The organism is Rhodoblastus sp., assembly GCF_041915505.1.
GTDB lineage: Bacteria > Pseudomonadota > Alphaproteobacteria > Rhizobiales > Beijerinckiaceae > Rhodoblastus.
The window spans coordinates 1-11,601 of sequence record NZ_JAYSBG010000084.1; the positions used below are offsets into that span (position 1 = coordinate 1).

An 11,601-nucleotide genomic window follows, 5' to 3' on the forward strand; every position below is an offset into this window, starting at 1 on the left:
GAGCCGCCTTGGCGATGCGCTCCGGGTCGCCGATGAAGATCGGCTCGATCAGCCCGTGCTCGGCCGCGAGCAGCGGACCGCCGAGCGAATTGTGGTTTTCCGGGCAGACGATCACGGTTTTCAGGCGCGGCAACTGGCTGGCCAAAGCGAGGAGATGGGGAAACTGCTCCTTCTCCTCCATGATGAGCGCCGGCAATTCGCGCTCGGCGATCTCGACATGCTGCGTGGGCGCATTGACGATGGCCGTGCCCTTGCAAACCGGCTCGCCCTTCGCATTGACCACGACCGTCTCGAACACCGCGACCGGCTCCTCGCGCTTCTCGCGGCAGGTCACGGTCACGCGGAGGCGGTCGCCGACATGGACGCGATTGACGAATTCGAAATTCTGGGCGCGATAGAGCGTGCCCGGTCCGGGAAGAATATTGCCCAGCACGGCGGAAATCAGCGATCCGACCCACATCGACGGCGCGATCGGCGTCTCGACGGCCGGCGCGCCCTCCGTGGGCGGAAGCATCAGCGGATTGGTGTTGCCGGACATGTGCGCGAACAGCAGCAGGTCACGGTCGGAGCAGCCGCGCTCGATCGAGGCCGTGTCGCCGACCTTCAATTGCGCCCAGGTCGTGTTGGAAATGGTCTTGACCGATTTCATGGATCGTCTCGCGCTTGGATGAAGGGTCCGTCCAGACCGCCGCCGCGCCGCCATATCCGCCGCCGCGCGGCGGGGGCGCTCACACGACTTTTGCGTTCTGGTTACGCCATTTACGCCCCGGCGCGGCGCCGAGCGCCGCCTTATTGCGGCGCAATATAGACCAGACAAGATGACATTCCAATGAAGTCTTCAGTCGCGCGCGATTGAATTTTGAGGCGCATGGCGGGCGGAACTGGCCCGGACGCCAAAACGGGCGGCCTTTTCGTTCAGACCACCACGGTCAGGTTTTTCGCGGCGCGGGTCACGCCGGTATAGAGCCAACGCTCGCGGTTCTCGCGAAAGGCCCAGCTTTCGTCGAACAGCACGACCTCATCCCATTGCGAGCCCTGCGCCTTGTGCACGGTGAGCGCATAGCCGTAATCGAATTCGTCGGACTCGCGGCGCTGGGCGTAGGACAGGCTTTCCTCATTGCCGTCGAACAGAGCCGGCAGCACGCCGACGCGGATCGCCTTTCCGCCGGGCGTCTCATCGCTGGTCAGGCTCATGCGATAGCGCGCGCGACGCACCCCTCCGGCCTTGTGGACGCGGAAGATCGCGCCATTGAGCAGGCCCTTGGTCTTGTCATTGCGCAGGCAGACCAGCTTTTCGCCGACTTCCGGCAGTTCAGCCTTGAAGCCGAGCAGCTCCCGCAGCCTCTTGTTATAGGCGCGGCGGGTCTTGTTCAGCCCGACCAGAACCTGATCGGCCCCTTTCACCAGTTCGGCGTCGATGTCCTTGCGCGACACCACCCGCATCGCGCCATGATCGCCGAAGGCGAGCCTTTCGCCGGCCCTGATCTGCATCGACAGCCGCACGATCGGATTGTCGGCGGCCTGGCGATGGACCTCGGTCAGCATCACGTCCGGCTCCTGTTCGGTGAAGAAGCCGCCGCCCTTGACCGGCGGCAATTGCGCCGGATCGCCGAGCACAAGCACCTTTTTGCCAAAGGAGAGCAGATCGCGGCCCAGCTCCTCGTCGACCATCGAGCATTCGTCGATCACGATCAAGCTGGCCTTGGAGGCCGGGCTGTCCTCGTTCAGGACGAAACTCGGCTCCTCGCTGTCGAGATCCTTGGGCCGGTAGATCATGGAATGGATGGTGCGCGCCTCGCCGCAACCCTTTTCGCGCAGCACCAGCGCCGCCTTGCCGGTGAAGGCGCCGAATTGCACCTCGCCGTCAACATTTTCCGCGATATGGCGCGCCAGAGTGGTCTTGCCGGTGCCAGCATAGCCGAACAGCCGGAACAATTGCGGGCCGCCCGCGTCGGAAATCCAGTCGGCGACCGCAATGAGCGCCTTGTCCTGTTGCGCGGACCAATCCATTCTGCTGCCCGATGGTTCCGGAAATGAGAGAACCTTTATAGAACGTCGGTACGGAAGGAAAGCTTTTACGCTTTGCCGCGAACCGCGCCGTCTGGTCGGACGTTTAGCAACGGCCGACCCCAATCAGGGAGAACGACATGGCCGCCTATACGATCAAGCCGCTGGAATCCGCTCTGGCCCATTCCACCGGAGGCCGCAACGGCCATTCAGCGACCGACGACGGCTCGGTGAGCGTCGATCTGTCCGTCCGCAAGGGCATGGGCGGACCGGGCCTGCCCGGCACGACCACGCCGGAACATCTGTTCGCCGCCGGCTATGCCGCCTGTTTCGGCGGCGCGGTGGATTTCGTCGCCTCGCAGCACAAGGTCAAGATTCCGGACGCCAAAGTGACCTGCAAGGTCGAAGTCGGCCCGCGCGAAGGCGGCGGTTTCGGCATTGCGGTGACGATGAAGGTCGAATCAAACAGCGTGCCGACCGCCGAATTGCGCAAGATCGTCGAAGAGGCGCATGAAAAGGTCTGCCCCTACAGCCATGCGACACGGGGCAATATCCCGTTCCATCTGGATATCGAAGGCGCCTGACAAAGGACGAATACGTCATTGCGAGCGAAGCGAAGCAATCCATGCAACCATTCAGCAGGTTGAGCGGTGGATTGCTTCGCTTCGCTCGCAATGACGGCGTGAGGTAAGACCGCCTTACTCCAACTCCGCCGCTAGCCTCGCGCGGGCGCGCAGCTTCTCGGTCTCGCTCTTGAGCTGGCCGCAGGCGGCGAGGATGTCACGGCCGCGCGGCGTGCGCACCGGGCTGGCGTAACCGGCGTTGAAGACGATGTCGGAGAATTTCTCGATCGTCTCCCAGCTCGAACATTCATAGGGCGCGCCCGGCCAGGGATTGAACGGGATCAGATTGATCTTCGCCGGAATGCCCTTGAGCAGCCTCACCAGTTCGCGCGCCTCGGCCGGGGAATCGTTGACCCCCTTCAGCATCACATATTCAAAGGTGATGCGCCGGGCGTTGGAGACACCGGGATAGTCGCGGCAGGCCTGCAACAGGTCCTTGATCGGATATTTCTTGTTGAGCGGCACCAGCCTGTCGCGCAGATCGTCGCGCACGGCATGGAGCGAAATGGCCAAAGCCGCGCCGGCCTCCGCGCCAAGGCGCTCGATCTCCGGCACGACGCCCGAGGTCGAAACCGTGATGCGGCGCTTGGACAAAGACAGGCCCTCGCCGTCCGAGAGAACATCCACCGCGTCGCGGACATTTTCGAAATTATAAAGCGGCTCGCCCATGCCCATGAAGACGATGTTCGACACCGCCCGCACACCTTCTCCGAAGGGAATCAGGCCGTTATCGGGCGGCGTCAGGCCGGGAAAATCCCCCAAACGCTCGCGAGCGACAATCAGTTGCGCCACGATCTCCTGGGTCGAGAGATTGCGCACCAGCCTTTGCGTGCCGGTATGGCAGAAGGTGCAGTTGAGCGTGCAGCCGACCTGGCTGGAGACGCAGAGCGTGCCGCGATCGGCCTCGGGAATATAGACGCATTCCACTTCCGCGCCCAAGGAACGGGAAGCCTCCAGCCGGTCGACCGGCGGCATGCGGATCAGCCATTTGCGGGTGCCGTCGGTCGAAACCTGCTCTTCCATCACCTCCGGCCGCGTCAGCGAATAATGCTCGGCGAGCTTCTGCCGCATGACCTTGGAGACATTGAGCATGGCGTCGAATTCACGGACGCCGTGGAAATAGATCCAATGCCAGAGCTGGGCGACGCGCATGCGGATTTCGCGATCGGGCGTGTCGATCGCGCGCAAGGCCTCCGCCAGCGCGGGGCGCGTGAGGCCGACGAGCGACGGCCGGCTCGCGGGAAAAACGGCGATGGGGGCGGGCGCGCTCTGCTGCGCGGCCTCGTCGGCCAGGGTCATGGCGTCCTAGGGGGTAAGTAAAACGGGATATTCTACATTATCATAAGACGGCGGCCGGGGAAACCGATTGCGCCAGGCGCAGATTTTCGCGACACAGCGGCATGAACTTCGCCGCGCCGCCCTTCCGCCGATTCATGGCCCTCGTGCTGTTTGTCGCCGCCACGATCGCCATACGGCGTTATGGCGCGGCGTATGGCCTGTCGGCTTACGAAATCCGCATGGCCGGGGGCGCGTGCTGGGCGGCGGCGATTTATTTCGTCATCGCGCTCCTGCTGCGGTCGCGGCCGCGCCAGCAAATTCTCATCGTGGCGGCGGTGGTGTGCGCCGCGATCGAATTTTCCAAGCTGAGCCACACGCCGGCGCTGGATATTCTCCGGCTCACGTCGTTCGGCGCCGGCCTGATCGGACGGCTGTTTTCCTGGACCAATTTCCTCGCTTATGCCGCCGGCCTGGCTGCGGCGCTCGGGCTGGACGCTTTGGCGAGCGGCGGGCTGCGCCTGCCCTTCGGCAAGAAATCACGCGGGCGGCGGCGCTGATTTTTTGATCCGCCGCCGCGGCGGGCGTCCTTTTCGCGCTGGGGCCGGCGGACTGACCGCGCCCGAAGCCAGCGCGGCGCGATATTTTTCCAGCATGGTGGAAAAGCTTTTGCGAAGGGCCGATTCGATCTCGGGCCGTCCCTCGATCCGACTCAGCGCCAGCCCAGCCGCCTCGATGGTCGACAGCGCCTCGCGGCGCGGCTCGCGGCGCAATTTGCCATAGAGCGAGGCCCGCTGCGGATTCAGCGCCAGCCGCCGCGCCTTGAGCACCCAGGGATTGCGCCACCACAGGGTTTTCGCTTGCGCCCAGGAGCCGTCAAAAATCACCACGCCCTTCAGCCCGGCGAGCGCCCGGTCCTGATCCGGCAGCGGCGCGCCATTCTTGTCGAGCACGATCAATTCGCGGTCTTTTGGCAGGTCTTTCGCATGGGCGGCGCCGAGATGGAGGATCGCCCATTGGGCGGGATCGGCCTCGCGCCCCAACACCTTGCCCAGGCTCGGCCAGGACAGGCCGATCTTCAATTGCGCGTTCTTCAGGGCGCGCAGGGCCAACCGCGCCGTGCCCAACAGCCGATCCTGCTCCTGCGGATGCTGGAGAATCAACAAAGCCACGCGATTGTCGACCGGCGCCACGGAATCGCAGACGCACAAAGCGTCCGGCTTGGCGCAATGCGGGCACAAAACCGGCTCCGCCGGAGCAGCCAAAGGTTCGTCAGCTTCGCTCACGCCATGCTCCCGCGCGAAAAATCAGGCGAGCGAGGCGAGCAAAGCGTCATAGGCGGCCTTGTCGAGCAGGCCGGACAATTCCCCGGCGTCGGCGATCCTGATCTTGAAGAACCAGCCCTTGCCATAGGCGTCTTCATTGACCAGAGCGGGATTGTCGGCCAGCTCCTCGTTGATTTCCACCACCTCGCCGGCGAGGGGCGCATAGACCTCGCTCGCCGCCTTGACGCTTTCGACCACCGCCGTCTGCTCGCCCTTGGCGCGCCGGACGCCGACTTCCGGCAATTCGACAAAGACCACGTCGCCGAGCTGGCCCTGCGCGAAATCGGTAATGCCGACGCGCCCGATATCGCCTTCGACGACAATATATTCGTGATCCTTGGTGAACAGGGTTTCGGCCATGAGAAACTCCGGAAATCAGGCTTTGGCGGGACGATGATAGCGACTGGGGACGAAGGGCGTGGCGACGACCCGCGCCGGCAGGGGCTTGCCGCGCACGATCAGGTTCACCAAAGTCCCCTCCAGCGCGAAGGCGGGCGGCACATAGCCCATGGCGACGGGGCGGCCGAGCGAGGGCGCGAAACCGCCCGAAGTCACGCGGCCGATCACCACGCCCTCGGCATTGGCGATTTCCGCGCCCTCGCGCGCCGGCGCCTTGCCTTCGAGCGCGAGGCCGACGCGCCGGCGCGTCAACCCGCTGATCAGCTCCTGCTTGATTCGGGCCGCGCCGGGAAAGCCGCCCTCCTCGCGCCGCCTTTTGGAAATCGACCAGGCGAGGGCCGCCTCGACCGGGCTGGTGGTCGTGTCGATGTCATGGCCATAGAGGCAGAGCCCGGCTTCAAGCCGCAGCGAATCACGCGCGCCGAGGCCGATCGGCTCGACATTGTCCTCCAGCAGCAGGAGGTCGGCGAAGGGCCGCGCGGCGTCGGCCGGCAGGGAAATTTCGAAACCGTCCTCGCCGGTATAGCCCGAGCGCGAAATGAACAATTCCGCGTCGCGCCAGCGGAACACGCCCTGCGCCATGAAGTTAAGCGCGGACACGCCGGGAACATGGCGCTCCAGGACCTCGGCCGCCGAGGGCCCCTGCAAAGCCAGCAAGGCGCGGTCTTCCAGAATATCCAGCCGCAGGCTCGGCAATCTGGCGCGCAAATGGGCGAAATCCGCGGCCTTGCAGGCCGCATTGACCACCAGGAACAGGCGCTCGCCCTTGGCGTCCGGCGCCAGCCGCGTCACCATCAGATCGTCGAGAATGCCGCCCTGCTCATTGGTGAACTGGCTGTAGCGGATGCGCCCCGGCTCCAACGAGACGATATCGCCCGGCAGCAGACTTTCCAGCTTTTTGGCGGCGTCGCGGCCGGACAGCACGGCCTGGCCCATATGGGACACGTCGAACAGGCCGGCGTGCGCGCGGGTATGGAGATGTTCCGCCAGCACGCCCTTGCTGTAATTCACGGGCAAGGCGTAGCCGGCGAATTCGACCATGCGGCCGCCCAGCGCGATATGGCGCGCGTAAAGCGGCGTGCGTGCGGGAGCCTGTTCGAGTTCCGACGTCATGCGCCCCTCCGGCCAGTTCGCCCAACCTCGCCCGGAGCGCGGGCGATTCGCCGCTCCGGCCTTTCAAACGCCCAAAGACATATCCGCCCCGGACATTCGCGTCCTCTGGGGCCTCGCTTGCCGCCCGGTCAGGGCAGCTTGTCGAAACCGTCCTTGAAGCCGTTGAGCGTCAGCGGAATGCCGATGCCCTCCTCAGGCGTCTGGAAAATGATGAAGGTCGCGGTGGTTCCGCCGCGCAATTGTTCGAGCAGCTTATCCTCCATCACCACTTCGGCGACGCAGCCCGACGGCAGGCAGCGCACGAAGCCGGCGCGGCCGATGTCGACCTGGTCGACCTTCAGCCCGAGGCCAGAGGGCAGCAGCACGCCGAGCGGGGCGATGACGCGCAGCAGGCGGCTCTTGCCATCCGCCGTCTTCAGCACGATCACGACAAGATTGACATTCGGCTTGTCGTCGGCGGCGACGCTCTGCATCAGCGCGCATTGGTCGCGGGCGGCGCCCGGCGGCGTTTCGCAGCGCATTTCCCAATCGCCATATTTGGCCTTGACCACGCCTTGGGCGGCGACGGGACCGGCGCCGAATCCGAAGCTCAGCAGCACAGCGAACAGGATCGCGTGAAGAACCTTGCCGGCTTTTGTCGAGCCGTTGCCGTCGAACGCCATAATTCCTCCGATTTGCCTCGCGACTTGCCCTTTTCGGCGCCCGCGATCCGGTCAAACCGTCGATCCGGCTCCGGCTTCGCTCGGATTTTTCACGCGGGGCGACGCGGCCCCGCGTGAAAAATCCGCGCAGGACAGGCCTACCAAAAGAGCCGCCGCTGTCAAGCGCCGAGCGCGGCCCGAGGCAGGATTACGGCGAAAGCTTGGCGGCGGCGCTCAAGAGATATTGATCTGGGGGAAACTTTATGTTTGGCTGGCCTCAAACAACAATCCCGCCATCAAGGTGGGAGAACGCGGATCAACATCGGACGCGTTTCCGGGGAGTGCATCAGATCATGCGCGAGACTTTTTCGCGGCCCGGCGTCGTGCCGGCGTTTTCAGTCCTTTTGCGCGCCGCGGGGCGCAAAGGCCTATCACATGTCGCGGAGCGCGGAATGCCCGCCCTGTGCGGCGCGCTGGCGGCGTTCGCCCCGGCGGCCGCATTCGCCGAACAGGCGCCCGGCGACGGCCGGCCCGCGCCGGGCGCGCTCGGCATGCAGGTCGCGAATTCGCCGATCGCCGACGAAATCCACGCTTTCCACAACGGAATCCTGCTGCCGATCATCATCGTCATCAGCCTGTTCGTGCTGGCGCTGCTGATCTATGTCGTGATGAAGTTCAACGAGAACGCCAATCCGACGCCCTCGCGCACCACCCATCACACGCTGCTGGAAGTGGCCTGGACCGTCATCCCGGTCCTGATTCTCGTCTTCATCGCCATCCCCTCCTTCCGGCTGCTGGCGCATCAGCTGATCATTCCGCAGCCCGACGTGACGATCAAAGTCACTGGCAACCAATGGTACTGGTCCTATGCCTATCCCAAGGACCAGGGCGGCGGCTTCAGCTTCGATTCGCTGCTGATTCCCGACGACCAGATCGACCCGGCCAAGGGCCAGATCCGCCTGCTCTCGGTGGACAACGAGGCCGTGGTTCCGGTCGGCAAGAAGATCCGGCTGCAGGTCACCGCCTCGGACGTGATCCATTCCTTCACCATTCCGTCCTTCGGCATCCGCATCGACGCCGTGCCGGGCCGCCTCAACGAGACCTGGTTCCAGGCCGAGCGCCCCGGAATCTATTACGGCCAGTGCTCCAAGATCTGCGGCAAGGACCACGCCTTCATGCCGATCGCCTTCCGCGTGGTGTCCGAACAGGACTATGCCGACTGGCTGGCCCAGGCGAAGAAGAAATACGCCGCCATGCCGCAGCACGACCAGTACGCGGAAGCCGCACGCTGATTTTCGCGAGGCCGCCGCGCGCGGCCCGTCCGACGCCCCGATTCAAGGATGACGAGAATGTCCGCCAGCGACGCCCATTTCCAAGCCCACGCCGAGCATGACGAGGCGCACGACCACCCGACCGGCTGGCGGCGCTATCTGTTCTCGACCAATCACAAGGATATCGGCACGCTCTATCTGATCTTCGCGATCATCGCGGGCGTGATCGGCGGGCTGCTCTCCATGGCGATCCGCGCCGAGCTGATGTATCCCGGCATCCAGATCTTCCCGGGCCTCGCCCATATCCTGCAGGGCGCCGATCCGGCGATGGGAGTCGACGCCGGCAAGAATCTCTACAATGTGTTCATCACCGCCCATGGCGTGATCATGATCTTCTTCATGGTCATGCCGGCCTTGATCGGCGGCTTCGGCAACTGGTTCGTCCCGATCATGATCGGCGCGCCGGACATGGCCTTCCCGCGCATGAACAACATTTCGTTCTGGCTGCTGCCGGCCTCCTTCTCCTTGCTGCTGATGTCGATGTTCTTCGAGGGTTCGCCCGGCATGAAGGGCTTCGGCGGCGGCTGGGTGCTCTATCCGCCGTTCTCCTCCAATGCCGGCGCGCCCGGTCCGGCGATGGATTTCATCATACTGTCGCTGCATATCGCCGGCGCCTCGTCGATCCTCGGCGCGATCAATTTCATCACCACCATTTTCAACATGCGCGCGCCGGGCATGACCCTGCACAAGATGCCGCTGTTCGCCTGGTCGGTGCTGGTCACGGCCTTCCTGCTGGTGCTGTCGCTGCCGGTGCTCGCCGGCGCCATCACCATGCTGCTGACCGACCGCAATTTCGGCACCACCTTCTTCGACCCGTCGGGCGGCGGCGATCCGATCCTGTTCCAGCATCTGTTCTGGTTCTTCGGCCACCCGGAAGTCTATATCCTGATCCTGCCGGGCTTCGGCATCATCTCGCACATCATCTCGACCTTCTCGCGCAAGCCCATTTTCGGTTATCTGGGAATGGCTTACGCCATGGTGGCGATCGGCTTCGTCGGCTTCATCGTCTGGGCGCACCACATGTATACGGTGGGCCTGTCGCTCAACACCCAGCGCTATTTCGTGTTCGCCACCATGGTGATCGCGGTGCCGACCGGCGTGAAGATCTTCTCGTGGATCGCGACCATGTGGGGCGGTTCGATCTCGCTGCGCGCGCCGATGGTCTGGGCGATCGGCTTCATCTTCCTGTTCACCGTCGGCGGCGTCACCGGCGTGGTGCTCTCCAACGCCGGCGTCGACCGCGCGCTGCACGAGACCTATTATGTCGTGGCGCATTTCCACTACACCATGTCGCTCGGCGCGGTCTTCGCCATTTTCGCGGGCTTCTACTACTGGTTCCCGAAAATGACCGGCTATATGTACAACGAGACCCTGGCCAAGGCGCATTTCTGGGTTCTGTTCACCGGCATCAACCTCACCTTCTTCCCGCAGCATTTCCTCGGCCTCGCCGGCATGCCGCGCCGCTATATCGATTATCCCGACGCCTTCCATCTGTGGAACGAAGTGTCGTCGATCGGCTCCTTCATCGCCGGCGGCTCGATGCTGATCTTCTTCTACTGCGTCTATGACGCCTTCGCCCGCAAGGTCGCTGCCGGGAACAATCCGTGGGGACCGGGCGCGACGACGCTGGAATGGACCCTGTCCTCGCCTCCGCCCTATCACCAGTTCAACGACCTGCCGCATTTCGCCGAAACGAGCCATTGACCCGTCGGGGCGCGGCGCCGCGCCCCGATCGATCCGGAATGAAATGAAACGTTCATGAGCCTAGTCAGCGAAAGCGAAATCGGCCTATCCGCCTCGGGCGCCAGCCCGTCGGATTATGTCGCCTTGCTCAAGCCGCGCGTCATGTCGCTGTCGGTCTTCACGGCTTTGGCCGGCCTGCTGATGGCGCCGCATCCGCCCCATCCGGTGATCGGCGCGATCGCCCTGCTGGCGATCGCAGTCGGCGCCGGGGCCTCGGGCGCGCTCAACATGTGGTACGATTCCGATATCGACCGCCTGATGGCCCGCACCGCAACCCGCCCGATCCCCGCCGGACGCATGGCGCGCGACGAGGCCTTGGCTTTCGGCCTGGTGCTGGCCTCCTTCGCCGTGCTGACTTTGGGTCTCGCCGCCAATTGGCTCGCCGCTGGTCTGCTCGCCTTCACCATCTTCTATTATGTCGTGGTCTACACGATGTGGCTGAAGCGCTCGACGCCGCAGAACATCGTGATCGGCGGCGCGGCGGGCGCCCTGCCCCCGATGGTCGGCTATGCGGCCGGCGCCGGCTCGCTCGACCTGTCGAGCCTGCTGCTGTTCGCCCTGATCTTCGTCTGGACGCCGCCGCATTTCTGGTCGCTGGCGCTGGTCAAGGCCAAGGATTACGGCCGCGCCGGCGTGCCGATGGCCCCCAATGTCTGGGGCGCCGACGCCACCCGCCTGCAGATCCTGCTCTATTCCCTGCTGCTCGCCCCCGTCGGCGTCCTGCCCTGGCTCCTCGGCTATGCCGGGCCGGCCTATGGCGTCGCCTCGGTTGTCGGGGGCCTTGGCATGATCCTCGGCGGCTATGCGGTTTATTCCCGCCGCGAGGGCGATGTCGCCCGCAAGACCGCGCTGCGCAATTTCGGCTTTTCCATCCTCTATCTCTTCACGCTTTTCGCCGTTCTGGTGGTCGAACGCCTGACCGCGATCTGGCTGGGAGCCTGAGCCATGCCGACGCAAATCCTTTACAAGCCGCTCACGCCCGAGCAGGAAAAACGCCGCCGCCAGCGCAATATCGCGATAGGCCTCGCCGTGGCCGCTCTGGTCGTGATCTTCTACGCCATCACCATCGTGCGGCTTGGTCCGCATGTCTTCCTGCGGCCGGATTGAGCCATGAGCGCCACCCCCGGCCCGCGCAAGACCCGAG

The 11,601-nt window shown here is 64.5% G+C and carries 13 protein-coding genes; 6 read left to right on the forward strand and 7 right to left on the reverse strand.

The window, feature by feature from the left end; translation table 11 throughout:
- Both ACE3S9_RS07535 and ACE3S9_RS07540 read right to left on the reverse strand, forming a co-directional pair.
- On the reverse strand, positions 1–649 hold a 649-nt coding region (locus ACE3S9_RS07535; RefSeq protein ID WP_374545828.1), incomplete at its 3' end, for a MaoC/PaaZ C-terminal domain-containing protein.
- Between the two features lie 266 nt (positions 650–915).
- On the reverse strand, positions 916–2,010 hold the full coding sequence (locus tag ACE3S9_RS07540; RefSeq protein WP_374545829.1) for an ATP-dependent RecD-like DNA helicase: 1,095 nt from the start codon (positions 2,008–2,010) through the stop codon (positions 916–918).
- Between the two features lie 137 nt (positions 2,011–2,147).
- Here ACE3S9_RS07540 and ACE3S9_RS07545 point away from each other — a divergent pair, with 137 nt between their 5' ends.
- On the forward strand, positions 2,148–2,591 hold the full coding sequence (locus ACE3S9_RS07545; protein WP_374545830.1) for an organic hydroperoxide resistance protein: 444 nt from the start codon (positions 2,148–2,150) through the stop codon (positions 2,589–2,591).
- A gap of 114 nt (positions 2,592–2,705) precedes the next feature.
- Here ACE3S9_RS07545 and rlmN read toward each other — a convergent pair whose 3' ends face one another.
- Positions 2,706–3,929, reverse strand: coding sequence for a 23S rRNA (adenine(2503)-C(2))-methyltransferase RlmN (gene rlmN, locus ACE3S9_RS07550; protein ID WP_374545831.1), 1,224 nt, complete (start codon positions 3,927–3,929; stop codon positions 2,706–2,708).
- A 101-nt stretch (positions 3,930–4,030) separates the two neighbouring features.
- Here rlmN and ACE3S9_RS07555 point away from each other — a divergent pair, with 101 nt between their 5' ends.
- Complete coding sequence (locus ACE3S9_RS07555; RefSeq protein WP_374545832.1) at positions 4,031–4,465, forward strand: DUF2809 domain-containing protein; 435 nt, start codon at positions 4,031–4,033, stop codon at positions 4,463–4,465.
- Here the strand turns inward: ACE3S9_RS07555 and ACE3S9_RS07560 are convergent.
- The 4 genes from ACE3S9_RS07560 to ACE3S9_RS07575 all read right to left on the reverse strand — a co-directional run bounded on the left by ACE3S9_RS07560 (position 4,445) and on the right by ACE3S9_RS07575 (position 7,404).
- A complete protein-coding gene (locus ACE3S9_RS07560) occupies positions 4,445–5,191 on the reverse strand; it encodes a tRNA-uridine aminocarboxypropyltransferase (RefSeq protein ID WP_374545833.1) in 747 nt (248 codons plus the stop codon). The genes ACE3S9_RS07555 and ACE3S9_RS07560 overlap by 21 nt on opposite strands.
- A gap of 21 nt (positions 5,192–5,212) precedes the next feature.
- Entirely contained in the window at positions 5,213–5,590 is a 378-nt protein-coding gene (gene gcvH / locus ACE3S9_RS07565; protein ID WP_374545834.1) for a glycine cleavage system protein GcvH, read from the reverse strand.
- A gap of 15 nt (positions 5,591–5,605) precedes the next feature.
- The gene (gene gcvT / locus ACE3S9_RS07570) at positions 5,606–6,742 is read right to left on the reverse strand and encodes a glycine cleavage system aminomethyltransferase GcvT (protein ID WP_374545835.1); all 1,137 of its coding nucleotides are present in this window, start codon (positions 6,740–6,742) and stop codon (positions 5,606–5,608) included.
- A 128-nt stretch (positions 6,743–6,870) separates the two neighbouring features.
- On the reverse strand, positions 6,871–7,404 hold the full coding sequence (locus ACE3S9_RS07575) for an invasion associated locus B family protein (RefSeq protein WP_374545836.1): 534 nt from the start codon (positions 7,402–7,404) through the stop codon (positions 6,871–6,873).
- A gap of 431 nt (positions 7,405–7,835) precedes the next feature.
- Between ACE3S9_RS07575 and coxB the strand changes: the two genes are divergently transcribed.
- Genes coxB through ACE3S9_RS07595 form a run of 4 tightly spaced genes read left to right on the forward strand, consistent with a single transcriptional unit; the run spans position 7,836 to position 11,564 of the window.
- Complete coding sequence (coxB, locus tag ACE3S9_RS07580; protein ID WP_374545837.1) at positions 7,836–8,675, forward strand: cytochrome c oxidase subunit II; 840 nt, start codon at positions 7,836–7,838, stop codon at positions 8,673–8,675.
- 48 nt (positions 8,676–8,723) lie between these two features.
- Complete coding sequence (ctaD, locus tag ACE3S9_RS07585) at positions 8,724–10,418, forward strand: cytochrome c oxidase subunit I (RefSeq protein ID WP_374545838.1); 1,695 nt, start codon at positions 8,724–8,726, stop codon at positions 10,416–10,418.
- 54 nt (positions 10,419–10,472) lie between these two features.
- The gene (locus ACE3S9_RS07590; protein ID WP_374545839.1) at positions 10,473–11,399 is read left to right on the forward strand and encodes a heme o synthase; all 927 of its coding nucleotides are present in this window, start codon (positions 10,473–10,475) and stop codon (positions 11,397–11,399) included.
- Positions 11,400–11,402: 3 nt separating this feature from the next.
- Positions 11,403–11,564: a hypothetical protein gene (locus tag ACE3S9_RS07595; protein ID WP_374545840.1), complete on the forward strand. Its 162-nt coding sequence runs from the start codon at positions 11,403–11,405 to the stop codon at positions 11,562–11,564.
- Positions 11,565–11,601: the final 37 nt, after the last annotated feature.